Source organism: Mesorhizobium sp. WSM4815, assembly GCF_055811575.1.
Genome location: NZ_JBVVQS010000089.1, coordinates 56,357 through 81,227, shown reverse-complemented (window position 1 = coordinate 81,227; position 24,871 = coordinate 56,357). Strand labels below are relative to the sequence as shown.

Annotated in this window: 21 protein-coding genes; 13 read left to right on the top strand and 8 right to left on the bottom strand. The window is 58.7% G+C overall.

The window, feature by feature from the left end; genetic code table 11:
* Positions 1-467 precede the first annotated feature (467 nt).
* The 11 genes from AC0L2B_RS12065 to virB11 all read left to right on the top strand — a co-directional run bounded on the left by AC0L2B_RS12065 (position 468) and on the right by virB11 (position 9,903).
* On the top strand, positions 468-1,250 hold the full coding sequence (locus AC0L2B_RS12065) for a type IV secretion system lytic transglycosylase VirB1 (RefSeq protein ID WP_065006391.1): 783 nt from the start codon (positions 468-470) through the stop codon (positions 1,248-1,250).
* Positions 1,251-1,324: 74 nt separating this feature from the next.
* Complete coding sequence (virB2, locus tag AC0L2B_RS12060; RefSeq protein WP_404927828.1) at positions 1,325-1,630, top strand: pilin major subunit VirB2; 306 nt, start codon at positions 1,325-1,327, stop codon at positions 1,628-1,630.
* Positions 1,630-1,956, top strand: coding sequence for a type IV secretion system protein VirB3 (locus AC0L2B_RS12055; RefSeq protein WP_065006389.1), 327 nt, complete (start codon positions 1,630-1,632; stop codon positions 1,954-1,956). Before virB2 ends, AC0L2B_RS12055 begins: the two co-directional genes overlap by 1 nt.
* Positions 1,956-4,325, top strand: coding sequence for a type IV secretion/conjugal transfer ATPase VirB4 (gene virB4 / locus AC0L2B_RS12050; protein WP_473512899.1), 2,370 nt, complete (start codon positions 1,956-1,958; stop codon positions 4,323-4,325). The genes AC0L2B_RS12055 and virB4 overlap by 1 nt, the downstream gene beginning before the upstream one ends.
* 13 nt (positions 4,326-4,338) lie before the next feature.
* Positions 4,339-5,022, top strand: coding sequence for a TrbJ/VirB5 family protein (locus AC0L2B_RS12045; protein WP_065010587.1), 684 nt, complete (start codon positions 4,339-4,341; stop codon positions 5,020-5,022).
* Between the two features lie 58 nt (positions 5,023-5,080).
* Complete coding sequence (locus AC0L2B_RS12040; RefSeq protein ID WP_065010588.1) at positions 5,081-5,968, top strand: type IV secretion system protein; 888 nt, start codon at positions 5,081-5,083, stop codon at positions 5,966-5,968.
* Positions 5,969-5,993: 25 nt separating this feature from the next.
* Complete coding sequence (locus tag AC0L2B_RS12035; RefSeq protein WP_082982598.1) at positions 5,994-6,152, top strand: type IV secretion system lipoprotein VirB7; 159 nt, start codon at positions 5,994-5,996, stop codon at positions 6,150-6,152.
* Complete coding sequence (locus AC0L2B_RS12030) at positions 6,149-6,862, top strand: type IV secretion system protein VirB8 (RefSeq protein ID WP_473616595.1); 714 nt, start codon at positions 6,149-6,151, stop codon at positions 6,860-6,862. Before AC0L2B_RS12035 ends, AC0L2B_RS12030 begins: the two co-directional genes overlap by 4 nt.
* The gene (locus tag AC0L2B_RS12025) at positions 6,859-7,740 is read left to right on the top strand and encodes a TrbG/VirB9 family P-type conjugative transfer protein (protein WP_065010590.1); all 882 of its coding nucleotides are present in this window, start codon (positions 6,859-6,861) and stop codon (positions 7,738-7,740) included. Before AC0L2B_RS12030 ends, AC0L2B_RS12025 begins: the two co-directional genes overlap by 4 nt.
* Positions 7,737-8,879 carry a type IV secretion system protein VirB10 gene (gene virB10, locus AC0L2B_RS12020; protein ID WP_065010591.1) on the top strand — a complete coding sequence of 381 codons (1,143 nt, stop codon included), beginning with the start codon at positions 7,737-7,739 and terminating at the stop codon, positions 8,877-8,879. The genes AC0L2B_RS12025 and virB10 overlap by 4 nt, the downstream gene beginning before the upstream one ends.
* On the top strand, positions 8,863-9,903 hold the full coding sequence (virB11, locus tag AC0L2B_RS12015; RefSeq protein WP_065010592.1) for a P-type DNA transfer ATPase VirB11: 1,041 nt from the start codon (positions 8,863-8,865) through the stop codon (positions 9,901-9,903). The genes virB10 and virB11 overlap by 17 nt, the downstream gene beginning before the upstream one ends.
* Before the next feature lie 117 nt (positions 9,904-10,020).
* On the opposite strand, the gene AC0L2B_RS12010 is transcribed toward virB11, so the two are convergent.
* Complete coding sequence (locus AC0L2B_RS12010) at positions 10,021-12,540, bottom strand: two-component system VirA-like sensor kinase (RefSeq protein ID WP_473745484.1); 2,520 nt, start codon at positions 12,538-12,540, stop codon at positions 10,021-10,023.
* 1,058 nt (positions 12,541-13,598) lie between these two features.
* Positions 13,599-14,753, bottom strand: a complete 1,155-nt coding sequence (locus AC0L2B_RS12005) for a porin (RefSeq protein ID WP_065010595.1) — start codon at positions 14,751-14,753, stop codon at positions 13,599-13,601.
* 894 nt (positions 14,754-15,647) lie between these two features.
* Between AC0L2B_RS12005 and AC0L2B_RS12000 the strand changes: the two genes are divergently transcribed.
* Positions 15,648-15,980, top strand: coding sequence for a helix-turn-helix domain-containing protein (locus AC0L2B_RS12000; protein WP_065010596.1), 333 nt, complete (start codon positions 15,648-15,650; stop codon positions 15,978-15,980).
* A 35-nt stretch (positions 15,981-16,015) separates the two neighbouring features.
* Positions 16,016-17,269, top strand: coding sequence for a type II toxin-antitoxin system HipA family toxin (locus AC0L2B_RS11995; RefSeq protein WP_473745483.1), 1,254 nt, complete (start codon positions 16,016-16,018; stop codon positions 17,267-17,269).
* Positions 17,270-17,748: 479 nt separating this feature from the next.
* Here the strand turns inward: AC0L2B_RS11995 and AC0L2B_RS11990 are convergent, their stop codons facing one another.
* The 6 genes from AC0L2B_RS11990 to bioB form a co-directional block, all read right to left on the bottom strand.
* The gene (locus tag AC0L2B_RS11990) at positions 17,749-19,395 is read right to left on the bottom strand and encodes an MFS transporter (RefSeq protein WP_473512892.1); all 1,647 of its coding nucleotides are present in this window, start codon (positions 19,393-19,395) and stop codon (positions 17,749-17,751) included.
* Positions 19,396-19,722: 327 nt separating this feature from the next.
* Complete coding sequence (locus AC0L2B_RS11985; protein ID WP_473512891.1) at positions 19,723-20,706, bottom strand: beta-ketoacyl-ACP synthase III; 984 nt, start codon at positions 20,704-20,706, stop codon at positions 19,723-19,725.
* Positions 20,703-21,968, bottom strand: coding sequence for an adenosylmethionine--8-amino-7-oxononanoate transaminase (locus AC0L2B_RS11980; protein ID WP_473512890.1), 1,266 nt, complete (start codon positions 21,966-21,968; stop codon positions 20,703-20,705). Before AC0L2B_RS11980 ends, AC0L2B_RS11985 begins: the two co-directional genes overlap by 4 nt.
* Positions 21,968-22,603, bottom strand: coding sequence for a dethiobiotin synthase (gene bioD / locus AC0L2B_RS11975; protein ID WP_473512889.1), 636 nt, complete (start codon positions 22,601-22,603; stop codon positions 21,968-21,970). Before bioD ends, AC0L2B_RS11980 begins: the two co-directional genes overlap by 1 nt.
* Entirely contained in the window at positions 22,600-23,739 is a 1,140-nt protein-coding gene (locus tag AC0L2B_RS11970; RefSeq protein WP_473512888.1) for an 8-amino-7-oxononanoate synthase, read from the bottom strand. Before AC0L2B_RS11970 ends, bioD begins: the two co-directional genes overlap by 4 nt.
* The gene (bioB, locus tag AC0L2B_RS11965; RefSeq protein ID WP_473745533.1) at positions 23,736-24,704 is read right to left on the bottom strand and encodes a biotin synthase BioB; all 969 of its coding nucleotides are present in this window, start codon (positions 24,702-24,704) and stop codon (positions 23,736-23,738) included. The genes AC0L2B_RS11970 and bioB overlap by 4 nt, the downstream gene beginning before the upstream one ends.
* Positions 24,705-24,871 lie beyond the last annotated feature (167 nt).

The window sequence follows — 24,871 nt, the reverse complement described above, 5'->3', positions numbered from 1 at the left end:
GATCTGAGTGTGCAGGGCCGCGCATGGCTGTCTCTTAAAGCACCGGCAGCATATCGGCAAAGTTGGGCTGCTTTAGCGCCTTCGTCGATTCCCCACGGTGATCCCGAGCCTGAACAAACCCGCCAAGCTTCCCATTTTGTCCTTGGCTTAGCGCTGACAAAAGGTCCCATCACCATCCATGACGCCGAAGTCGCGGGCCACGGTCCAGGAGCAACGGACGGCCGGGACGAGCAATCCCGCACAGGAGTCATCGTACCAAGATGCTCCAGATGTCGCTGGCTGATCGGGCCGGCGCCACCCCACGCATGCGCAAGCTGCTCCACCCACGCTGACACCAACACGGTCTTTGCTTCAGTTGAAACCGAAAAGCTGAAATTGAACATCACAGAGTAACAAACCTCCCCGATAAGCGCGTGCCGGACAGGGGCAGAACTCGTGCGGCGGCTTGGAAAGGTAGGTAATAGGGAATGTTTATTGCAGCTTGGCCCCTGGCCATCGTCCTGTTGACATCCATGTCACTCCCAGCCGAGCCCGCGCCACTTTCTCCCCGTGAGTTCCACAGCCTGTCGCGCAAATGCGCTCCATGGGTTGCGCCGTCCACCCTCGCCGCGATTGCCAAGATTGAAAGTGGCTTTGAAACGCTGGTGGCTCATGACAACACCACAGGTGAGCAGCTTCGCTGGATAGATCACCTGGAAGCCACGCGGGGCATCAAGCACCGCCTCGAAGCACAACATTCTGTCGATGTTGGATTGATGCAGATAAACAGCAACAACTTTCCCATGCTCAATCTCACGCCGGAAAAAGCTTTCGAGCCCTGCGCCTCGCTTTCGGCTGCCGCCCACTTACTTGAAAGCCGGTATGCCGGCGGCACGACTGCTGTGGCACAGCAACTGGCGCTTCGCCGTGCCATCTCGGCCTATAACACGGGCGACGTCACGCGTGGCTTCACCAACGGTTATGTACGCAAGGTCGAGTCGGCCGCAAAGGACATGTCAAGTCTCCTTGAGCGAACGCTGGAGCCGACCGCTCAAGATGTGCCAGGCCTTGAGGCAGCCGGTCCGAAAACCGTGCCCCCTCTGCTCGAACAGAGCCAACAGACTAATGAAAAGCAGCCCGCACAAGATTCGTGGGACGTTTGGGGCTCCTATCAGCGAAACCGCTCCGGGGCCGATCCCTCCGGTCCGACAGGCAGCCAGGCTGCGGACGAGCGGGAACCCTCGAACCCGAACAAACTCGTATTCGATTGAAACATGGAGATACAATGATGAAGCCACTCAAAATACTTCGTGCACTTAAAACGCGTGTTCCTTCGCCTTTTTCCATGCTGCGCATGGCGGCTGAATATGTACCGGCCGCTGCTGCGGGCGTCGCGTGGACGGTCTTCTCCAGCGGGCCGGCCGCGGCCCAGGTGACCGGAGGGACGGATCCTGCCAAGATGGTCCAGAATATCTGCGCCTTCATACTTGGTCCCTTCGGACAATCACTGGCCGTGCTCGGACTCGTGGCCATCGGCATCTCCTGGATGTTCGGTCGTGCTTCACTTGGCCTGGTTGCGGGTGTTGTTGGAGGAATTGTCATCATGTTTGGCGCCAGCTTCCTGGGCAAGGCGCTCATAGGCGGTGGCTGATGAGCGACCGGTTGGAAGTGAGCACCCTCTATGTGGCGGCGACACGCCCCGCACTGTTTCTGGGGGTGCCGCTGACACTGGCCGGAGCGCTCATGATGCTGGCGGGGCTCATCATCATTATCCTTAAGAACCCGCTTTATGAAGTCGTGCTCGTGCCACTCTGGTTCGGAGCACGGCTGATTGTTGAGCGTGACTATAACGCCGCAAGCGTCGCGTTCCTCTATTTGCAAACGGCCGGCAGAAGCGTGGACGGGCCGGTCTGGGGCGGCGCGAGCGTCAGCGCCAATCCGATCAGAGTGCCGAAACGCGGAAGAGGAATGGTGTAATGTTTGGCGCCAGTGGCCGGACCGAGAGATCTGGCGAGATCTACCTTCCGTATGTCGGTCATCTAAGCGATCAGGTTGTCCTTTTGGAAGACGGATCGATCATGGCCATGGCACATGTGAACGGGCTGCCGTTTGATTTGGAAGACGCTGAGATGCGCAACTCGCGCTGCCGCGCGTTCAACACTCTCTTGCGCAACATCGCAGATGACAATGTCTCGATATACGCTCACCTTGTGCGACACAATGATGTGCCGGCGCCAGCGCCGCGCCAGTTTCAAAGTGCATTCGCTGGCAGTCTGAGCGAGGCCTACGAGCGCCGTGTGCTGTCGGGAAAGCTCTTTCGCAACGATCACTTCCTCACTGTCGTCGTGTTCCCCCGCAGCGCAATCGGCAAGATCGGCTTGCGGCTTTTCAAGTCCCCCAGCCGGAATGACAATGATCTAGCCGCCCAAATTCGAAGCCTGGAAGACCTCTGGCAGATCATTGCTGGCTCACTGGGCGGTTACGGTCTGCGCCGGTTGGGTATTCGTGAGAAAGGCAACGTGCTCTTCACCGAAATCGGTGAGGCGCTTCGGCTGATAATGACGTGCCGGTTTCTTCCGGTTCCGATGGTTACCGGCTCACTCGGCGCCTCGATCTACACTGACCAGGTCATCTGCGGGAAGCGGGCGCTTGAGATTCGAAGACCTGGGGATAGCTCCGTGGGATCATTGTTTTCATTCCGTGAATATCCGGCGACGACGCGGCCAGGCATGCTAAATCCCTTGCTGTCGGCCAACTTCCCGCTTGTGCTCAGCCAGAGCTTTTCCTTCCTCACACGGCCACAAGCTCATGCGAAGCTTAGCCTTAAGTCCAGCCAGATGACGAGCGCCGGCGACAAGGCTCTCACCCAGATCAATGAACTTGCCGAGGCAGAGGACGCACTGGCAAGCAACGAGTTCGTCATGGGTTCGCATCATCTGAGCCTGTGCGTCCATGCCGAGAGCCTCAACAGCCTTGCAGATCGCGCAGCCAATGCGCGCGCAAGGCTGGCCGATGCGGGCGCCGTTATCGTCCAGGAGGGTATCGGCATGGAGGCCGCATACTGGTCCCAACTTCCGGGCAACAACAGGTGGCGCACACGCCCCGGGGCGATCACCTCGCACAATTTTGCCGGGCTTGTGTCATTTGAAAACTTCCCAAGCGGTTCCACTTCCGGCCACTGGGGCAAAGCGGTTGCGCGCTTTCGCACGAACGGTGGAACTTCATTCGACTACATCCCCCATGAGAATGACGTCGGCATGACGGCGATATTCGGACCCGTCGGCAAAGGCAAGACGACGCTGATGACGTTTATCCTCGCGATGCTTGAGCAAAGCGTGGTCGATCGCGATGGTGCCATCGTATTTTTCGATAAGGACCGGGGTGGTGAACTGCTGGTTCGAGCCACGGGAGGGACATATCTGGCGTTGCGCAGAGGCACTCCGAGCGGCTTGGCCCCCCTGCGTGGACTGGACAACACCTCCGCCTCGTTGGATTTTCTGCGCGAATGGTTGATGGCCCTGATCGAGAGTGACGGCCGTGGTCCGATCTCGCCGGAGGAAAGCCGTCGATTGGAACGTGGCATTGTTCGTCAACTTTCGTTCGACCCCGTCATGCGCTCACTTGCGGGCCTACGCGAATTTCTGCTGCACAGCCCCTCCGAGGGCGCAGGAGCACGGCTGCAGCGGTGGTGTAGAGGGAATGCGCTTGGATGGGCGTTTGACGGCGATGTGGACGAAGTAAGGCTGGATGCCTCCATTACAGGCTTCGACATGACGCAGCTCCTGGAATTTGAGGAGGTCTGTGCGCCGGCCGCCGCATATCTTCTGCATCGCGTGGGCGCTGTTGTCGATGGCCGTCGGTTTGTCATGAGCTGCGACGAATTTCGTTTCTATCTGCTCAACCCCCAGTTCTCGGCTGTTATCGACAAGTTCTTGCTCACCGTCCGCAAAAACAACGGGATGTTGATACTCGCAACGCAGCAGCCTGAACACGTGCTTGAATCGCCCCTCGGAGCTAGTCTCGTTGCACAATGCATGACGAAGATTTTCTACCCATCACCGACGGCGGACCGAGCGGCGTATGTCGATGGCTTGAAGTGCACTACGCAGGAGTTCGAGGCAATCCGCCACGGAATGGCAATTGGCAGCCGCAAGTTTTTGCTCAAGCGCGACAGCGGGAGTGTTGTTTGCGAATTCGATCTTGGGCAGATGCGCGAATATGTAGCCGTACTCTCGGGGCGGGCCAACACCGTGCGCTTTGCCGACCAGCTTCGTGACCAGTACGGAGATGCCCCAAGTGGGTGGCTCGACAAGTTCATGGCTCGTTACCACGAAATTCAAGACTGACGGAGGAATATTCATGAGATTTGCCAAGCTTGCAGCAACAACGCTTGCTGCTTCCTTTCTGCTTAGCACACAGGCCCGGTCGCAATTTGTCGTCAGCGACCCGGTAACAGAAACACAAGTGACCTTAACAGCGATTTCCAATGCGGCGATCCTTGAGAGGTCAATCACGACGCTCGCTACCACGATCGAAATGGTGGATATGCTAAAGTCGTCATTCGGTGTCACGGGACTGCTGGGCACACTGAACCAAGGAAATCACTACCCGTCGAGCAATACGCTGGAGGGGCAGATGTTTGATGCTCGGGCGCCAGTTTCGACCATGGCGCGTAACATTGCGCAGGACCCAACTCGGAGAGTCACCGGCACCGATGCAGAAGCGAAACTGTTAGAGGGGCAAATCGCTGGTGCCGCCAATGCCGCAGCTCTTGCAGCCGACACTCTGGGCGTAATGGACAAGCGCCTTAAGGCTAACGACAACACGCTTGGTCAGCTTTCCAGCTCGAGAAATATTGTGCAGGCCACCGTGACCAACGGTCTGGTCCTCAAGCAGATTCATGATGCGATTATCCAAAATGCCCAGGCCACGAGTCTGCTGACGATGGCCACTGCACAAGGCAGCCTTCACGCCGCGGAGGAGGCCGCCACGCAGCGTCGCGAACGCCAGGACACCGCCAAGATGTTTAGCATCCTCCCGTAAACCACGCAGAGTTCATTCGGCTCAGCTGCGCTGATCAGGGACAAATCAGGCTCACGCCATGAATTTCAAAATTCCCGCGCCATTCACGGCTATACACACGATCTTTCATGAGGCCTTTACGTTAGGGCTGCACGAAGTGCTTGAAAAGATCCAAGAGGCGGTCAGTGCGCCTCTGGTTGCGTGTGTCACGCTTTGGATAATAATCCAAGGCTGTCTGGTCATGCGTGGTCAAGTCGATGCGCGCGGGGGTATCTCGCGCGTAATCATGGTATCGATTGTCGTTGCTCTTATCTTAGGGCAGGCCAACTACCAGCAGTACATTGAAGCGGTCTTCGACGACACGATCCCGAGGTTGGCTCACCACATCAGTGGCAGCGACTTGCCCTTCATGGCGATCCCCCAGAAGCTCGACTTCATGTTTGCTTCAAGTCAGTATGTCTTTCAGGTGATTGCTTCCGAAATTGGGCCTATGAACGGCCAGGACATACTTGCTTTCCAGGGAGCGCAATGGATTTTCTACGGCGCGCTGTGGACAGCGTTCGAGATCTACGATGCCGTTGGAATCCTGACGAAGGTGCTCTTGGCGATCGGCCCCCTGGTCCTTGTAGGCTACCTTTTTGATCACACTCGAGACATAGCCACCAGATGGATCGGCCAACTGCTCTCGTACGGGCTGCTGCTTCTCCTCCTCAATATCGTTGCAACGATAGTTATCGCTGCCGAAGCAGCCTCGCTGGTATTCATGCTGGGGGTGATCAAATTCTCGGGCACGACAGCAGCCAAGATCATCGGGCTTTACGAGCTCGACATGCTTTTCCTGGCTGGTGACGCTCTGATCGTCGCGCTTCCGACGATCGCCAGCAGCATCGCCGGCGGCTCTTGGGCAGGTGCGAACCAACCTCTTAACAACCTCAATCGCCACTTTGCCAAAACGGCGGGTGGTTAACCAATCGACAAGCGCGGTGCCAAAAATGAAACTTTATCTACTTTTGTCAATCCTCGCTTTGGCGGCCTGCAAGACAACCGATCGGCTTGCGACCTGCACGGGTGCGCCATTCCAACTGAACGTGGGACAATGGGAAACCACCCCTGAGGATCTTCAGGTCGAATGTGCGGAAGAGCCCAAGTGAAATTTCCTGAACATGCCCTTCTGGTGGAGAGAGAAACGCTAGCCGCCCACTACAAGAAGGTGGAAGCGTTTCAAACTTCACGAGCGAAGTCTGCGCGGCGCCTGTCAAAGGCCCTGATAGCCTTTGCCGCAGCGGCGGTCCTAGGAAATGTTGCCCAGGCATTTACCATCGCTGCCATGGTCCCGTTGGCCAAGCTCGTACCTGTGTTCCTCTGGGTACGGCCGGATGGGACCGTTGACAGCGAAGTGTCAATCTCTCGACTGCCGGCAACCCAAGATCGAGCCGTCATAAATGCTTCGCTGTGGGAATATGTACGCCTGCGCGAGGGCTACACAGCAGATACAGCCCAATATGGCTATGACCTCGTGTCCAGTTTCAGCGCACCGGCTGTGCAACAGCAATATCAAGATTTCTTCAACTATCCGAATCCCACCTCGCCGCAAGTCACGGTCGGCAAGCGCGGCAAGCTCGAGGTCGGGCATATTTCCTCAAACGACATCAGTCCGGACGTTCAACAGATCCGATACAAGCGTACGCTTGTTGTCGATGGGCAGATGCCGATAGTGACCACCTGGACAGCTACCATCCGCTACGAGCGCTTGACGGGTCTGCCTGGCCAATCGAGACTCACCAATCCGGGAGGTCTACTCGTCACGTCCTATCAAGCCTCGGAAGATAGCGTATCGAACCTGGGCTATGCGCAGCCATGACAAAAAGAGCATTTCTCGCGCTGGCCTGTTCACTTTTCCTAACCATGGAAGCGTGCGCGGAAGACACGCCACTTGCCGGCAAGCATGATGCGCGAATGCGCTACCTGGCTTACCGTCCCGACGAAGTGGTGCGCCTATCGACCGCAGTGGGGGCAACGCTGGTTGTCACATTCGCGGCCAACGAGACCGTCGCAGCCGTGGCCGTTTCCAACAGCAAAGACCTGGCTGCGCTCCCGCGCGCCAACTATCTCTTTTTTAAGGCTAGCCGGATGCTCCCGCCGCAGCCGGTCATCGTGCTGGCCGAGAGTGAGTCCGGTACACGGAGATACGTCTTCAGTATTTCAACGAAAGCGATGCCAAAACTCGATGAGCAGCAACCTGACCTATATTACAGTGTGCAGTTCACCTATCCTGCTGATGAGGCTGCTGCTCAGAGAAAGGAAGCAGAAAGGCGCTCGATTCTTGGTCAGGCCCGGGCGAAAGTGCTGCAAGACGAGAGAGTTCAGGATCTGTTGAATCGGCCCGCCGCAACTGCCAGTCCGGACGAAAGCAATTTCCACTACGTCGCAAAGGGCGATCGATCGCTGGCGCCGCTGGAAGTTTTCGATAACGGCTTTACGACCGTATTTGGCTTCGCAAGCAATTCCCGCATACCCTCCCTCTACGTTATCAATCCCGACGGCAAAGAAGCCGCTGCCAATTACACGGTCAAAGGGGACTATGTTGAAGTATCCGCAGTCGCCCGGGAATGGCGTCTGAGAGACGGCAATACGGTCTTGTCCATTTTCAACAGGGCTTATGATCCTGTGGGACGAGCGCCAGTGACCGGTACAGTGACACCCGACGTGTGGCGCGTTTTGAAAGGCTCGGGCCGATGAATGAAACCGGCCCACAGTCGGGACATGATGTCCATGCATCCGGATCGATGGTCTCGGAGCCGGCCCGCCGGCATGTTTCGGGATTGCAGAAGTTGGCCGTCGCTGCTCTTGTTCTCGTCTCATCTCTATCGCTCATCTGGCTCGGAGGTCGTCCCGGCACACAAGACGATCCGTCTCAGCCAAAACCGCCAATTGTCGCCAACGCCGAGCCATTCCGCCCTGTGCCAATTGAGATTGCTCCCGAACCTCCAGCACCCGTACAGGCGGCCCAGGCGGCAGATGCTGCGCCATCCACGCCGCCCCCACCGGCGCCAGCTGATCCGCCGCCCGAGGAAACGCCAATTTTCGCCTACAGTAGCAGCAGTCAAATGCCCAATGACGGTCAGCGGAGCGAAGACAACCATAAGGATACTCCCGCGACCGCGGATGAGATTTCAAACGGTGGCGATCTGTCAGGCCGATTGAAGCCAGATATACAGGAGCCGAGCCGGGCCACACTTATGCCGCACCCTGATCTCGTGATTACTCAAGGAACGATCATTCCCTGCATTTTGCAAACGGCAGTCGACACAAATTTACCCGGCTATGTGAAGTGCGTCTTACCAAAAGACGTCCGCGGCGCCACCAACAATGTCGTGCTCTTGGATCGCGGGACGACCGTGATTGGCGAGATCCAGCGCGGTCTCCAGCAGGGGGATGCGCGTGTCTTCGTGCTGTGGACGCGCATCGAAACACCTGACCATGCCCTCGTTTCGATAGCATCGCCGGGCGCTGACGAGCTCGGCCGCTCCGGAATGCCTGGCACGGTGGACAATCACTTCTGGCAACGCTTTGGCGGAGCGATGCTCATGAGCGTCATCCAAGGCGCGTTTCAGGCGGCCGGTCAATACGCGGCCAGCTCTGGCGGAGGAAGCGGCATCAACAGCTTCCAGAGCAATGGTGGACAAGCCGTCGAGACGACACTGAGAGCGACGATCAACGTTCCGCCAACCCTGAAGAAAAACCAGGGAGATGCCGTATCCATCTTTGTGGCTCGGGACCTCGATTTCTCAGACGTATACGATCTTAGAGCGACTGCCGTGGCGCCAGCCCCCCAATATCGCAAACGCCGGAGAGACAACAATGCAATCGGAGGCTGATCCTCAATTGCGTTTGCTTCTCGAGCCCGTTCTGAAATGGCTTGAGGAGCCAAGGACCGAAGAGGTCGCTATCAACCGGCCTGGGGAAGCCTTTGTCCGACAGGCCGGCGTTTTCACGAAACATCCGCTGCCGCTGTCTTATGACGATCTGGAGGACATCGCGATCCTCGCTGGAGCGCTGCGCAAGCAAGATGTCGGACCGCAAAGCCCCCTCTGTGCGACTGAGCTGCCGAACGGAGAGCGGTTGCAGATCTGTTTGCCGCCCGCCGTTCCCTCAGGAACAATAAGCCTGACGATACGGCGTCCCTCAAGTCGTGTGACTGAACTCAAGGAAGTTTCTTCTCGCTACGAACACTCGCGTTGGAATCAATGGCGGTCACGAAAAGAGCGCCAGGAGCGGCAGGACGAAACGATTCTTCAGCACTACGACCATGGTGACTTGGAGCAATTTTTGCGGGCCTGCGTCTGCGGGCGGCTCACGATGCTGCTTTGCGGACCTACTGGAAGCGGCAAAACGACAATGAGCAAGACTTTGATCGATGCTATACCCCCCCAAGAGAGGTTGATCAGTATCGAGGACACGCTCGAGCTTGCAATCCCGCACGAGAATCATGTCCGGTTACTCTATCCGAAGGACCGAACAGGCTTAGGTGCGGTGACAGCCGAGCAACTGTTGCAGGCCAGCTTGCGCATGCGCCCTGATCGAATATTGCTCGGCGAGATGCGCGATGATGCTGCTTGGGCTTACCTTAGCGAAGTCGTCTCCGGCCATGCGGGATCAATATCAACTATCCACGGGGCTGATCCGGTCCAAGGCTTCAAGAAGCTCTTTTCACTCGTCAAGAGCAGCGCGCAAGGAGCCGCTGTGGAAGACCGCACGCTTCTTGACATGCTGTCGGCTGCCGTTGACGTCATTGTCCCGTTCAGTACCCAAGGCGAAGTGTATGAGGTGGGAGAAGTATGGCTCGCCGCTGATGCCCGGCGACGGGGAGAGACAGTAGCCGACCTTCTCAACAAGCACTAAGGTTGAAACAACGTCTCGGGATCGATAAGTCGGTGATGTGACGCGTCATTTTATTCTGCTTCGATGTCTTTTGAGAGGCCTTCCCGGATTGCTTGAGGCCCGAGCGAGCCGGCGGCATCATGCCATCATCATTGTACGAATTGCATGCTCCATTGTCCTGGACGAGACCGGCTTCGCTAGCCAAAGGACGAAGGCCTGATTATCAGATGTGACCGGCATGGGGTCGATTTCACCGACGACTATGACAGGCACCGTCATGAGGGTGGGGCATACGGATTCGGCCTGTCCTCGCTCGAGGAAAGGCATTTTACCCAAGATTAGCAGGTCAGCTGCTTTCCCGCTCTCGATCCAGCCGCAAAGACTTTCGAAGGTCGCGAAGCCGACCGGCTTATAACCCAGCGCGGCGACCTTGTCCTTGTAGATCTCCAACTCTGCTGGATCGGGCTCCACGACTGCAATGATTTCTCCGTTGCCGAGTGATCCCTCGCAGGGACCGAAAGCGATGTCAGCGCTGACTGGCTCCTCCTCGGAGGCCGGTAAGTAAATATCAAAGCGCGTACCTCGGCCAACAGCCGAGGTGACGTCAAGGCATCCTGCGAGCGCGCTCACGTGCCTGTCAACCGCGGCAAGACCCAGCCCGGTCCCGCCGACGCAAGAGCGCGTGGTAAAAAAGGGCTCAAAGACATGCGGAAGTATCGAACTTGCGATTCCTGGGCCATTGTCGCTGATGGAGATGAGAACGTAATCTCCAGGTCTCAAGGTTCCCTGAGCCAGCGGCTTGGTTTGGCACACCTGGGCGCGAGAAACGCTAACCTCGACACGGCCCTCGTTCAAGACAGCCTCCGACGCGTTCTTGCACAGGTTCATGAGAATCTGCTGTATCTCGGTTGGGCTGCCCTCGACCACCGTTTGCCACTCGTTGATCTTGAAGTTCAACTGAACATCCGCACGAACTGTGACCCGCAGCAATGGCGCAAGATCCATAAGAATTTCAGAGACATTGAAAGGCACTGCCACGCGCTGTCGGTTTCGGCTGAGTGACAAAATCTGGTCAACGATCAGCTTGGCTCGGTGTCCAGCTAAGATGATTTGATCGATGTGGTTACGAAGTCTTGAGGGACGACGCACAAGACTTTGGGCAATCTCTGAGTATCCAATTATTGCTCCTAAAATATTGTTGAATTCGTGTGTGGCGCCGCTTGCGATTGTGCCGACAGTCCTCAGCCTTTCCACATGCTCCCATCGACTCACCAGAAGGTCGCATTCCGCATTTACACGTTGCATTTCAAGATGGTTGCTTAAACGCACAATAGCACTGGCAAGAACCCGGAGGTCGTCTGCTGAGGGGAGTGAGCGATCTCCTTCAAAAACAAGGATGCAAACCACAGCCTGCTGATCGGAGGCCCGGCATCCAACAATTTGACACACACCGGAAGTGCCTATGGCGGTCCGAACCATTTCCGCCGCCGGAATGACGCGAAACACTGGCCGTCCGGGGCGGACAAGTGAAACGACTTGATCAATATGCGCGACGTTCCAGACGGGTATGCACGTGTTGGCCATAAAGCACTCGGTATGCCTGCTGAGACTCGGATCCACCAGAGCAAGCGCGCATTGATCCGCATCGAAAACGCGTTGAACGAGTCTAAGCGCTGCTTCGGCGGAAAAGCGCGCCGAGGCGTTCTTTGCTTTACTATCGTTGAAGCGAGCTTCGATCTCATTCAACGCCTCTTCAAGCTCCAACCGCCTTTTCAACCGGTTCGTCCGCAGATGCTGCCTGGAGGACCGAGTGATCGCAAGCAAGCAAAGGCATATGGACACCAAGCCAAAGAAAAGTCGCGTACGCTGCGCTTGCGCGTTGGCCAAGCTGTAGCCTTTCAGATGCTCTCGCTCCAGTTCGGCTGCCATGGAGAACGTGTCGAGGGATGCGATCTGATTGGCAGCTTCGTCCAACCTCCATAAAGAAGACAGGAAATTACCCAAAGCATCCGCGGCAGCTCGGGCCTGGTTCGGAGCAAATCGGTCGAGAGGCTGATCCATCTGTGATGCGAGGGTGAGCCCCGGTTCAGCCGAAAACACGATCAGCTTCGAAAGTTCAACCCTGCCCAAGGGTGCCCCCCCGAGGCGACCAATCGAGCGAGCAAGATCTGCGAGAGAGCTTTGCATAAGCTGATTTTGCTTGATCAAGGCTGAGATGGCAGCCTCTTTGTTTTCGATCGAGTTTATGAGCTGCGCGAGCAATTTGGATTGCCCGGAGCTCTCATCGGGCGAAACGTCGAGAGGGCGTTGCAAGTATTCACGATTCCTTTGCAATGCCTGTCCGGTAGAAGCAACCGAACGGTAGTCCAATGCCATATCGGTCCGAGCGCGGGCGACGTCGCGCCCGAGCAATGCATCGTTGATCTGAATCGTTCGCAGCTGGCTTAGGACCGCGTCGTTGATCTGGGGCCCCTGCGTCCCGACCAAGAGCGCAATCGAGGCAGCTAGGGCGATTACAATTGCTTTGTCGGAACTGAGCCATGTTCCCCAAGGAAACGGCGTTTGATCCGTGGTGCACGCCTTGCGAAGGTCCGACCTGAATTCCAGCTCCTTATAGGTTCGGTATGCGGCCGGATTTTGCTGGAACAGGAAAGCCACGCCTACCTCTCCCCTTATGAGGACGGTTTAACACCGTTGCCAAACTTGGTCTTGGTCCGCTTCCAGGACGAGATGAGCTCCCAAAGCCTCCGCGACGCGGAGCACATCCTCACGATCTTGGAAGCAGATGAATATAGCTCGCAGGCGGTGCTTCGACCCCTCACGGAGGCAGGGGCCTCAGCTGAGCCGTGCTCGCCGACCACATGCGGTTTGTAGCAGCTATAATCAGGTAGATGGTCCCAGCTATCTGGCTGAATCCGTGCTCATTGTCTCCACGACCGCCGATTGCCGTTCGATTGCTGATCACATGGTCGACCTCACCGGAGATCGCCTCGGCACCCGGGCCACACTGGACAAACATTCCATGCAACTACTCCGATGGCGCCCACCACGCCAAGTGACGCTTCATATTCATCATCGGACAGCCAGAAAAATCGATTGCTTCGATAAAGAACATCCACGACATGGATGCAATCACGCACAATTTGCGGTGCTGCTGAGGACGCCGGCTCGATCCGCCATATCTCGGCGTCAAATCACGCGCCGGAGAACTAGGCAACGTAGCACCACCGTGGACTAAAGATCGAGCTTATGCTGTCACGCGTTCCGTTCGATCAGGACCAAAGGCTTGCGCGCCTCTGGACGGTCCGCTGCGACTCAGACACTAATCCTTCAAGATGACCCAAACAGAACAAGAATCTTACTGAACCGAACTGATTTTGCAATGACGGTCGTTCTGAACCACTGAGGAAACTTGACGAATGCCTGGACGAAGCTTCCAGGCATTTCTCAGCCGTTCTTGCCGTGCCTCCGAAGCTCTCGATCTCGAGCGCTCATCGCAATGAGGGTAGCACAACAGGGATGCAGATGGGGCCGAGAGACATGTCCTGGACGAGTTATTCAGTGGAATTGCTAAGCGCTCTATGGAAGCCTCGCTGATCAGGCTATGAAGTCCGGCAACCAATGTCCGGGCATGATCGTCCGGAACCACATCTTGAACATCGTAAAGCCAGACACCGAGGCCTCCAGTCGGGCCTCCGACATTCAGGTTCGCTCCGTTAGAACGAGCTTTGGAATCGCAGCACGCCGCCGAGGCTGTTCCTTTTGCCGACATGAGCCGGGTTCATTCCGGAACGGTCGACGGCAGCGAACTTGGCGTAATGGGCATAATCGACTTCGGCTGTGACTGTGAAACCTGGAATGACCATATAGGCGACGTTTGCAGCCAGTCCTGAGTCCCTGAGCTGATCACCCGAGACCTGAAGGTTGAACGAAGTTTTCTCGGTTAACGTGTAAGTGGCGCCCGCCCAGAAAGCCCAATTGCCGCTCCAAATTTTGTAGATGCCGCGACCGTGAGCGGCGACCGCGTTGGTTGGGTCATCGTTGAGATTGCCAATGGAGCCGTAGCCGAACATTCCGAATAGCGACAGGTCATCTGTGACATTGACATCGACTCGGAGCTTGCCGGCCAAAGCTTCGTAGTCGCTGTCACGAGCGATTACGCCGGTGATCGCGCCCCAGCCCTGCGTCTGTTTCACGCCGAAGACGACGTGCGGAACATGGCTGTCGATAGTACCGACTACACCCGACCCTTGTTCAAGTGAAACCAGAGCCGAAAAGCCGTTATCGGCATCGAAGTAATACTGAGCCACGTTGGTATCGAAATCGCCGTACGGAACGAGTACGTTATTGAGCACGTTTCCGGCGTAGCCTGTAAACGTGTCGAAGGCCGAATCGTCCTTGCCAACTCGGAGGCCACCAAGCTGGATCCAGGCGGAAGTCAACTTGACGCCGCTGTTGAAGATATAGTTGTGAGGGCTTTCCGGACCCGGATAAGCGTTGTGGTTGCCGAAGTTCACGCGAGTTTCAGTATAGGTCTTCAGTGCGCCTAGTTCGGTCTCCTGGCGCGTCCAAGTTTTGAACGTGAAACGCGTGTTGTTTCGCCAGGTGCCCTGAGCCTCGCCAGTTCTCACATCGGAGGTTCTTATCCCGTCATACGATCGGACATCGCTGAGGCCGACGTCGTAACGGATGTAGCCGCCGATGCGCACGCAGGTCTCGGTGTCGGGGATATGGAAGTAGCCCGAACCGTAGACGTCGCAGATCTTGACGTATTCGGTCGGAGCCGGCGCGGAGACTTCGTCCGTCGCGCGAGCGACGGAAACGGAGATCAGGGCCGCAACTGAGCCGAGAAGAAGGCTGCTTACGTTCATTCTGGATCTCCAGTTCAAAGAATAAAAGGCGGACGCGTCAAAGGGCGAACCGGCGGCCTATCCCAGGACCAAAAACATGTGCATCTCGCTTCTCTTTGAGGAATGCGCGATACTAAGTTGACTAGAGGAGTTCCGGTGTGAGTAAGCCAAGTGATACTTGTACTGTGCTTTATCGCAGTTCGATTTATGGAAGAAACAACTGTGGTTGGCTACCAACTGCCCGAACGAGGTGAGATTCGACCTCCGTCCGGATCCAAGAAAGGCAAAATCGCCTATTGCCTTGCCGCGCTTCCCACAACCGTTCCTCAAATTCTTTCAGTACACCGGGGGTTCAGCATTTCTGAACCAATATTCATCTCCGTTAGTTGTGGGTTGGCCGTCGGCGTTCGATGCGGAGCAGCAAGCGACGTGCCATCCTGAAGAGGTAGCTCCGCGCTGACACTTGAATTGGCCGGCGCAACTTCGTCGCGCTCCCTTCTTTTTGCTTTTTGGGGGTCAGGCTGAGCACCGAGCAGACGTTTTGGGACAGGCTCGTATGTTCGATATGTGACACTTTCGTGCGATACCGACAGCACCTGTTTGTTGTGAAGCTCGGGTCGAGACAGCATGCGGCGGCGCCGCTCGGTACGTCAGGCGGGAGCCCCGCTGCAGCACACATCTGGATCGTGCCAAGGATGGCCCGTTTCGTTTTGCAGCGGCGCAATCGTTCACACCCCCGTGCGACTCACCTAGCGCCCATTGCGGATCGGATGGATGCTGCTCACGAGAGTAGTGTGGTTGGTTGCAGGGCCACCGCCTTGTCGATCGGTCAAACAGGCAAACTCTCGACAGATCACGGTTTAGGTCTTATACAAGCGCCCTAGAATGAGTTAAGGTCGTTTGTATGAGACAAACATGCGCTCAACAGTGACAGATACATTGCCTCCCAGAGTCAAGAGGGCGCTTGGCAAGCTCGGCGCCGACATTGCGCTCGCCCGTAAGAAGCGCAGCCTGACCGTGATGATGATGGCGGAACGACTGGGTGTCGCAAAGAGCACCTATCTGAAGATCGAAAAAGGAGACCCGACTGTCGCTATGGGGGCCTACGCCATGACCTTTTTCGTTTTGGGCTTTGATGAGGCTTTGGCGCAGATCATCGACGCACATCGCGATGAGCAAGGCCTGCTCCTCGACGCCGAACGTTTGCCCAAGAGGGTAAGGGTGCGGAAGCCACCGGGTGCAATATGAGACGTTCTATTGCTGTTCACATTGGCGAAGAAGCGATGCCACTGGGTACGTTGCGCTATGATCAGCAGGGTGCGCGCGAGAGCGCTGCCTTTGAATATGATGGAGGTTGGCTGAGAGCAGCGGAAGGCTTCTCGATCGAACCCGGTCTGCCACTCGTTACTGGCCCTCAATTCCATCGAAAGACCGGCGACGGATCCGTGTTCCACAACGCGATCGCCGACACGGAGCCGGACGGATGGGGCCGGCGTGTCATCCAGCGCGACCACGCCAAGCGTCGCCAAGAGGTGCGCCGGGCGGGAAATGTCGCCGAAACGCGGCCTCTGAACGCGATGGATTACCTCTTGGCAGTGGACGACATGAGCCGCATTGGTGCGCTCCGGTTGAAGGACGAAGAAGGGCGTTACCAAAGAACGACCGAGGAGGGTCGACGCACTACGCCGCCGCTCATTGAAATCGGTCAACTCCTCGCAGCCACGCACGCCGTCGAGACGAACACCGAGACGGCAACGGATCTCGCCTATTTGCGTGGACGTGGCACGTCTCTTGGGGGCCTTCGTCCGAAATGCTCTGTCGTCGACGATGACGGACGCCTCGCTATCGGTAAGTTTCCGAGCGTTGCCGATGATCGATCTGTCACAAAAGGCGAAGTGCTCGCTATGAATTTGGCCAGAAAAGCCGGCGTGGATGCTGCTGAGACACGTCTGCTCGACAGCGACGGCGCCCCTGTCGCGCTCATACGGCGTTTCGATAGGACTCCGAACGGCAATCGACTCATGTATATCTCGGCCGCCACGATGATCGGCGCAGAGTCAGGGGACGTTGGCGAGCATAGCTATACTGAACTCGTGGATGTGCTTCGTCAGCACGGCAGCCAGCCAGCAGCCAACATCGAAGAGCTTTGGCGGCGCATCGCGTTCTCGATCCTTATCACCAATGTCGATGACCACCTCCACAATCACGGCTTTCTCCATGTGCATCGCGGGCAATGGCGCCTGGCGCCTGCATTCGACATCAACCCGTTCCCTGAGCGCGTGCGAGAGCTGAAAACCTGGATATCCGAAGAAACTGGGCCCGAAGCGACTGTCGACGCACTGATGTCGGTAATCGCTTATTTCCGGATCAGGAGCGATCGAGCGAAGACGATACTCGCAGAAGTCGAAAAGGCGGTCGCGTCATGGCGGGAGGAGGGGCGGGCGCTTGGGATGACCCCCCAAGAACTCGATAGCTTCACCGACGCGTTCGAACATCGGGAACGGCAAGCCGCCCAAAGGCGCAGCAATGATCCCTGAAAGCTCGCCGTTCGCGGTTAAGATGGCGTCCTGCAAGGGCGTCAAGGCGACTGGTGCTCCGTCGCCCACCCTCACTCCATGTCCGGCGCCGAAAGGTCGAGCGCCAGCGCCGTCTTCGAACAGGCCTGGTTCCGGCTGGCCCAGCGCCAGCCGGTAGCGAGTCAGATCCTCCTCTGCCAGTCTCTGAGCCGCACAGCGCTGCTCAAGCGCACGTCGAACGTGATGCTGATCGGCTTGTGCGCAGGCGCGACCACCAGCGCTCGAAACCGATGCCCTCCTTCTTGCCGTCGCGCGCCGCATCGAAGATGGCCCAGAACGGACCGTTCCTGCCCCCGGCCTCGAGCCCCGCGGCGGCATGGGTATTCGCGAGAGAGCGCCGGACGCATAGGCTCCGCGTACTGGGATGCGGCCTTCGCGCTGCTTCAAGTCGACCGGCGCGGCAGATCCCAATGCGCGATGCGATCGCTTTCGTGATCACGTCACCTCGGAGGACGAGAAAAGATTGTCGAGGCACGGGTACGAGCTGCCTCAGTCGTTCGTTCGATCGAAAGCACTGTTTGCGGAGGACGCTCTCCATCATGCAGTGCCAGGAGACGCTGGCCGACTTCCTTGTCCGCTGCCGTGAGCCGATGATTCAGGCGAAGAAAGTCCATCCAGGTTGGCGTGCGGAATGTCTCTGTCCAAATCGAAGGCGTTTGAAGATTTCGCTGGAGTGTCCAGTTTCGCGCACCGGCACGGCTCTGAACATGGCGCCTTGCGCGCATGTAGCCCAGAAAGGTCTCGATATTCTCTTCGGCTATAAGATACTCGACCTTGACGACTATGGGGCCACTCCTCGGCTTCAACTCGAGTGCCAGCTCCGGCGGGTGAAAATCCGAACTTTCCTGATCCGCTTCTTCCCATGGACGGACCGGGAACAGTATACCCGCAGCTGCAACCAGCAACAGAGCGCCTGCGGCGCCCTCCAGAGCCCAGGCTAAGGAGTAGTCCTGTGCGACAGTACCCCAGATCCAGCTGCCGGCCGCCATACCCCCTGCGCTCAGGGCGTAGTATATCGACAGTGTGCGGCCGACGACCCACCTTGGGCTTGCCAGCTGCACCGACACGTCGATGCCGGTCCAGGTGATAAGCCAACCCGCGCCACCAAGTGCCAGCGAAATGGCCGCCACGGCGACCGAGGATGTGAGTGCAAGGGAAAGGCAACATGCTGCACAAGCAACAGAGGCGAACGATACCAGCCTGTTTTGAGACGTGATCCGCCTTAAAAAGCTATTGCTCATGCCCGCGACGAAAGCACCCATGCCGAAGCCGGCCAGCAAGATGCCGTAGACGATTGGGCCGCTTTTCAGCTGATCCCGGACGACTAGTGGGAGTAGCGCAAGTATGGAGATGCTTGCCAGCCCGAAAAAGGTTGCACGGGCAATCGCTGCCCTGATCTCCAAGGACAATACCGTGAAGCGCACTCCGTCATGAATTGCCATCGTCATTCGCTCACGAGGGAGAGGCGAAGTGCGAACCTTCCATTTGGTACGCCATATCGCGCCGAGAGGGACCAGATCGCTCAGCGCGGCCAGGGCGAAAGCGGCGAGCGGCCCAAAGAAGGCCAGCATCGTCCCACCCAAAGCGGGTCCTATGCTGCGTATGATGTTATATCCGACAGACATCAGCGTCACTGCGGCCGGAATGTCGCGCTTGTCCAAGATATCGCCGACCGAGGCATGCCAGGCCGGATCATTCAGAGCGAAGCCGCAGCCAGCCAGAAAGCCCAATCCAAGTAGGAGCCAGGGATCGACAAATCCCAGGCCCACCGAAATCATCAGCGTCGTCGATGCCAAGGCTATCAGGAAGTGCCCCGCAAACATCACCCATCGGCGGCTGAAGTTGTCGGCGATGGCTCCGGCAAGAATTGAGAGGAAGAATACCGGCAATGTGGATGCGGCCTGCACGAGTGCAACCATCAGATCCGAAGCGGAAATCGTGGCCATCAGCCAACTGATGGCCACCGTTTGCACGAGCCACCCGAGGCTGGATATTTGTGTGGCCGTCCAGATCGAGCGAAACACCGGGTTCCGAAATGGAGCCAGCGTTGTTGAGACAGGCAGATGAGCATTTTTTTCGGACTGCATGACGGTTGATGCCTTCGAGGGGCCGGTTATTCAATTCACGGCTGCCACTACTGCCGTTACGATGTTGGCCAATAAGGGCCGACATATCGAGGATGACTTCATCGCAATGAGGAGTTGGATACCTCCGCTCTCTAGACTGGCGCAAACCACTCCTCGCCCAGCAAGGTAGCCTTGCCGATCGTCCTGCTCGAGAAAATCGTCTGCAGGGTTTTCGCTCTCGCGTCACCGAACCAGCGCCCATGCAGCTTGCCGGCGACTATTTTTTTCGCATTGGGCCCGTTTTGCTAGTGTCATTCGTGACAAATCCTGTGCATGGCCGTCGTACCGCTAAATTCCGAGGATGAGGGCGCCTCCGGTGAGACCGGCACCCGCCGCCGCAAGGAGAACCTTTTCGCCCGGCCGAAACGGCTGCGCCCGATGCGAAAGCGAGAGCGAGAGCGGGATGGTCGCGGCGGAAGAGTTGCCGTACTCGGCGATCGTCTTGACGATTGCTTCATCGGCGATTCCGAGGTTCCTCCCGACCACATCGAAAATGCGGGCATTGGCCTGGTGTGGCACGAACCTGTCGATGTCTTGCGACCGCATTCGGGCAGCAGAGAGCGCGTCCTGCGAGCAGCGAGACATCATCTCCACGGCCTTGGCGAACACTTCGCGGCCGTTGGCGATCGTCATCCGGGTCTGCCCGAGGTCCATGCCGCCGTGGAACGGTGTGTTGCTTCCTCCGGCGGGAATCTGGATCAGCCCATAGCGCGAGCCGTCCGAAGCCAACGCGGCACCGAGAATGCCCCGATCCGGCTCTTCGCACGGGGCAATCACCACGGCGCCGGCGGCATCGGCAAACAGCACCGCGCTTGCGCGCTCGACTGGATTGATGCGGCGACTGAGGATGTTGGCGGCGATGACCAAGGTCGCTTTGCCATGGAGGCGGGTGAATCCGTCCGCAAACATCAGGGCATAGATGAAGCCGGCGCAGGCGCCTGTGAGATCAATCGCACCGGCGCGGCCTAAGCCCAGGCGATGTGCTATCAGCGGCGCGCTGGGCGGCAGAAGGTGATCGGGCGTCGAGGTGGCGAGTAACAGCAGGCCGATGTCGCCACGGTCGAGGCCGGAATTCGCCAGTGCCATGTCACCGGCGTGCGCGGCAAGGCCCGACAGCGTATCCTGGTCGGTTGCCCAGAAGCGCGAGCGAATTCCGGTGCGCTGCTCGATCCAGCCGGGTTCGAGCCCGAGACGATCTTCGATTTCCTGGTTCTCCACCTTTCGCGCCGGCGCATGATCTCCAAACCCGAGAAAGCGCGACGATCTGCTCATGCGCTCGGACCGAAGCGTTCGCCGGCCTCCTCGATGGCGTCATAGAGCCGGTCGAGCTCCTCGCCGGTGATGCAATAGGGCGGAAGGAGATAGAGCACATTGCCGAGCGGGCGCACGAGCAGGCCGCGCTCGAGGAAGAAAGCGCGCAGCTTTGGTCCGATCTCGGCCAGATAGCCGGCCGAGCCGGCGCGCAGATCGAGAGCTGCGATCGTGCCGGTCGCCCGGCAATCTGTGAAGTTGGCATTGTTGCGAAAGCGTCGAAGCCCGACGGCCTGCCCGGCGCTCAAGGCCGCAATCCGCTCGGCCACCGGCTCGTCCCGCCAGATCTCGACATTGGCGAGTGCTGCCGCGCAAGCGATCGGATTGGCGGTGTAGGAGCTCGAGTGGAAAAAGGTCTTCTGCCGATCTTCGGAGTAATGGGCCTGGAAGATGGCTTCGGTCGCGAGTGTGGCCGCCAGTGGGATCGCGCCTCCGCTCAAGCCCTTCGAGGTGCATAGTATGTCCGGAGAGATCAGCGCCTGCTCGCAGGCGAACGTGCTTCCGGTGCGCCCCCAGCCGGTCATCACCTCGTCGGCGATCAGCAGGGTGCCGGAGGCCTCAGTGATCTTTTTCAATTCGGCCAGAACCCAGGCCGGATACATCAACATGCCGCCGGCGCCGAGCACCAGCGGCTCGACGATCAGCGCGGCGGCGCGGCGGTCGCGCGAGAAAGCCTCGAATCTATCCAGCGTTTCCTGCTCGCGCCCTGCGGCCGGAAACGGAATGGTGTCGACCTCGAACAGCAGGGGTTCGTAGGCGGCGTTAAACACGCCGCGGGCTCCGACGCTCATCGTGCCGATCGTGTCGCCATGATAGCTGTGTTCCATGACGACGATGCGCGAACGCGGCGCGCCGATGTTGCGGTGATAGCCGAGCGCCATCTTCAGCGCGACTTCGACGGACATGGATCCGCTGTCGGAATAGAAGACCCAGTCGAGGCCTGCCGGCACTATTTCGATCAGGGCGGAGGCCAATTGCTCTGCCGGCTGATGGGTGAGACCGGCGAAGATCACCTGGTCGAGCATCTCAGTCGCATTCCGGATTGCTTCCATGATCCGTGGATGGCGGTGTCCGTGGGTGACCACCCACCAGGAGGAGATTGCATCGAGGATATGCCTTCCGTCATTCGTCTCTAGCCAAGCCCCTTCCGTGCGGACAACGGACGGCATGGCCGGCTCGATCGCGTGCTGGGTGAATGGATGCCAGACCGGCGACCGCGACATCATTCGCCTCCGGCAATCTTGGCGAGGTCGAAGCCGGCAAACATCGCCTTCCGCAGAGTTTCGCGCGTCAACGGAACGAGGTGTGGCAGCCTGCCGAGCTGACCCACCGCGCCGAATTCGGTGATTGTCCTTTGCGTATCGGCTACCTCTTCGCCGATGAAGGCGATGCCGATCAGCGGGATGGAGCGAGCCCGCAGGGCTTCGATCGACAGCAGAGTGTGGTTGATCGTGCCGAGCTCGGTGCGGGCGCACAGAATGACCGGCAGTTGCCATTCAGCGAAGATGTCAATAAATCTTGTCTGTCGGTTGATCGGCACCATCAGTCCGCCAGCGCCTTCGATGACGAGCGGTGTCGGCAGGACCGGATATGCAAGATCGGCAGCGTCAATCGAGACGCCGTCAATTTCGGCTGAACGATGCGGCGACAGCGGGCTCTTCAAGCGGTGAGCTTCCGGCAGCACGCGCCCTGACGGCAGGCCGGCGAGCCGTTCAACCGCCTCACTGTCGGTCTCCTCATCGAGACCCGATTGCACCGGCTTCCAGTAAAAGCCGTCGAGCAGCCCGGCGAGCCCAGCCGAAAACACGGTCTTCCCTATTCCCGTGTCCGTTCCGGTGACGACGATACGCGTGGTCATCCCGTGCCTAACACCTCGACGAGCGTCTCGACCATGGCCGAAATGTCAGGCTTGCCGACATTCAGCGTCAGCGAAATGCGCAGCCGCGACGTGCCCTCCGGCACGGTCGGCGGGCGAATGCCGCGTATGTCGAAGCCGCGGGCCTGCAGTGCCGCCGCTATCACCATGGTGCGGCTGACATCGCCAATGACAAGTGGCTGGATCTGCGAGCCGCTGCGCGCCACGCCACAGCGCTCGGCCAGTTGGCGGCCCGCGAAGGCAATGTACTCATGCAGCTGAACGCGGCGAATCGGCTCGTCGATCAGGATTGCGAGCGCTTCGCGCGCCGCCACCGCCATTAGCGGCGATGGCGCGGTGGCGTAGATAAAGGGCCGGCAGCGGTTGACAATATAGTCGCACAGCACTCCCGGCCCAGTGACGAGTGCGCCGGATGCGCCGAGCGCCTTGCCGCATGTGTGGAGCGCGACAATGTTGTCGCGGCCCTCGAAAGCGGCGGCCAGCCCCCGGCCGTCCGGACCCCAGACGCCGGTGGCATGTGCCTCGTCGACCACTATGAATGCCTCGTACCGATCGGCAAGCCCGACCAGGCTCTCCATCGGCGCCCAGTCGCCATCCATGCTATACAGGCTTTCGACTGCGATCCAGATATGCCCCATGCCACCTTCGGCGCGCCAGCGCCTGATCGCGTCCTCAAAAGCATCTATGTCGTTGTGCGTGGCCGGCCTGAACTCGGCGCGTCCAGCCCGCGCCCCTTCATGCATGCTGGCATGCGCGAGTTCGTCGAGGATCAGCAGGTCGCCCTTCTGCGGCAGGGCGCTCAGCAGGGCGAAGTTGGCGATGTAGCCGCTGCCGAAGAACAGCGCCCGTTCGGCCCCGAAGAACGCCGCCGCATCTGCCTCCAACGCCTCATGCTCCGGCGCGTTGCCGCGCAGGAGCCGCGATCCGGTAGCGCCGACCGGGGTGCCCCCCTCGATTGCCGCCCCGACTGCATCGCCAAGTCTCTTCGACGCAGCAAGCCCGAGATAATCGTTGGACGAGAAGTCGAGCCCGGCGCGCGGCGCCAGCGTCCGCAGCCGGCCCTTGCGTGCCAGACCCTGCAAGGTTGCTTCATAGCGGGCAAGCGGCGGCTCGTTCATCTTGCCTCGCCTGGCATCGGCTCTATGCCGAGACGCCTAAATAGACGATTATCCTTGTCCTCGCCCGGATTGTCCGCCGTCAGCAGCATGTCGCCGACAAAGATCGAATTGGCGCCGGCAAAGAAGCACAGCGCCTGCGTTTCTTCGCTCATCGCCGTCCTGCCGGCGGAGAGCCTTACATAGGACTTCGGCATCATTATGCGGGCGAGCGCAATGATGCGGACGAATTCGATAGGATCGATGGGCTCGGCCTCGGCAAGCGGCGTGCCTTCGATGGGGATGAGCATGTTGATCGGCACGCTTTCCGGCGGCTCGGGCAGGTTCGCGAGTGTGACCAGCATGTCGATGCGATCGGCCTTTTCCTCTCCCATCCCGACAATGCCGCCGCAGCAGACCTTCATGCCAACCTCGCGCACGTGCCCAAGTGTTTCCAGCCGGTCGGCAAAGGTCCTGGTTGAAACAACCTCGCCGTAATAGCGCTCGGACGTGTCGATGTTGTGGTTGTAGTAGTCGAGACCGGCCGCCTTCAGGCGCTGCGCCTGACTGAGGTCCAGCATTCCAAGCGTCATGCAGGTCTCCATGCCGAGCGCCTTCACGCCTTCGATCATGGCGACCACGGAGCCCATGTCGCGTTCCTTCGGACTGCGCCATGCGGCGCCCATGCAATAGCGGGTGGCGCCGGCGTCCCGCGCCTTGATCGCTTCGGCAATGACACGCTCCACCTCCATCAGCTTGGATGCCTTCAGGCCGGTTTTGTTATGCGTAGACTGGCTGCAATAGCCGCAATCCTCCGGGCATCCGCCGGTCTTGATGCTGAGCAGCCGGGACAGCTGCACCCGGTTGCGATCGAAGTTCTGGCGGTGGATTGTCTGAGCCAGGAAGAGCAGGTCATTGAACGGCATCCCGTGGATAGCCTCGGCCTCTTTGCGGTTCCATCGGGATAGTGCCCCCTCGATCGATTGCATCGCTTGCTTCACGTCGCACTCCGAGTTCGTTCCAATCGTCGTCGTCAAAAGCTTTGTCGCTGGTCCGACAGCACATGCAGGAGTCTGTCGACCCTCCTCGGGTTCGCTACGATCGTCGATCAGCCCGATGAGCCTGAACCAGTTGAAGGGTGCGCCGCACAAAGATG

Bases quoted from the DNA above. Each gene is read 5' to 3' on its own strand.
- bioD (WP_473512889.1), bottom strand. From the start codon at position 22,603: ATGACCACGCGTATCGTCGTCACCGGAACGGACACGGGAATAGGGAAG.
- AC0L2B_RS12025 (WP_065010590.1), top strand. From the start codon at position 6,859: ATGACAAAAAGAGCATTTCTCGCGCTGGCCTGTTCACTTTTCCTAACC.
- AC0L2B_RS11990 (WP_473512892.1), bottom strand. From the start codon at position 19,395: ATGCAGTCCGAAAAAAATGCTCATCTGCCTGTCTCAACAACGCTGGCT.
- AC0L2B_RS12005 (WP_065010595.1), bottom strand. From the start codon at position 14,753: ATGAACGTAAGCAGCCTTCTTCTCGGCTCAGTTGCGGCCCTGATCTCC.
- virB4 (WP_473512899.1), top strand. From the start codon at position 1,956: ATGTTTGGCGCCAGTGGCCGGACCGAGAGATCTGGCGAGATCTACCTT.
- AC0L2B_RS12055 (WP_065006389.1), top strand. From the start codon at position 1,630: ATGAGCGACCGGTTGGAAGTGAGCACCCTCTATGTGGCGGCGACACGC.
- bioB (WP_473745533.1), bottom strand. From the start codon at position 24,704: ATGCAATCGATCGAGGGGGCACTATCCCGATGGAACCGCAAAGAGGCC.
- AC0L2B_RS11995 (WP_473745483.1), top strand. From the start codon at position 16,016: ATGCCACTGGGTACGTTGCGCTATGATCAGCAGGGTGCGCGCGAGAGC.
- AC0L2B_RS12040 (WP_065010588.1), top strand. From the start codon at position 5,081: ATGAATTTCAAAATTCCCGCGCCATTCACGGCTATACACACGATCTTT.
- AC0L2B_RS12000 (WP_065010596.1), top strand. From the start codon at position 15,648: ATGCGCTCAACAGTGACAGATACATTGCCTCCCAGAGTCAAGAGGGCG.
- virB11 (WP_065010592.1), top strand. From the start codon at position 8,863: ATGCAATCGGAGGCTGATCCTCAATTGCGTTTGCTTCTCGAGCCCGTT.
- AC0L2B_RS12045 (WP_065010587.1), top strand. From the start codon at position 4,339: ATGAGATTTGCCAAGCTTGCAGCAACAACGCTTGCTGCTTCCTTTCTG.
- AC0L2B_RS11980 (WP_473512890.1), bottom strand. From the start codon at position 21,968: ATGTCGCGGTCGCCGGTCTGGCATCCATTCACCCAGCACGCGATCGAG.
- virB2 (WP_404927828.1), top strand. From the start codon at position 1,325: ATGCTGCGCATGGCGGCTGAATATGTACCGGCCGCTGCTGCGGGCGTC.
- AC0L2B_RS12065 (WP_065006391.1), top strand. From the start codon at position 468: ATGTTTATTGCAGCTTGGCCCCTGGCCATCGTCCTGTTGACATCCATG.
- virB10 (WP_065010591.1), top strand. From the start codon at position 7,737: ATGAATGAAACCGGCCCACAGTCGGGACATGATGTCCATGCATCCGGA.
- AC0L2B_RS12035 (WP_082982598.1), top strand. From the start codon at position 5,994: ATGAAACTTTATCTACTTTTGTCAATCCTCGCTTTGGCGGCCTGCAAG.
- AC0L2B_RS11985 (WP_473512891.1), bottom strand. From the start codon at position 20,706: ATGAGCAGATCGTCGCGCTTTCTCGGGTTTGGAGATCATGCGCCGGCG.
- AC0L2B_RS11970 (WP_473512888.1), bottom strand. From the start codon at position 23,739: ATGAACGAGCCGCCGCTTGCCCGCTATGAAGCAACCTTGCAGGGTCTG.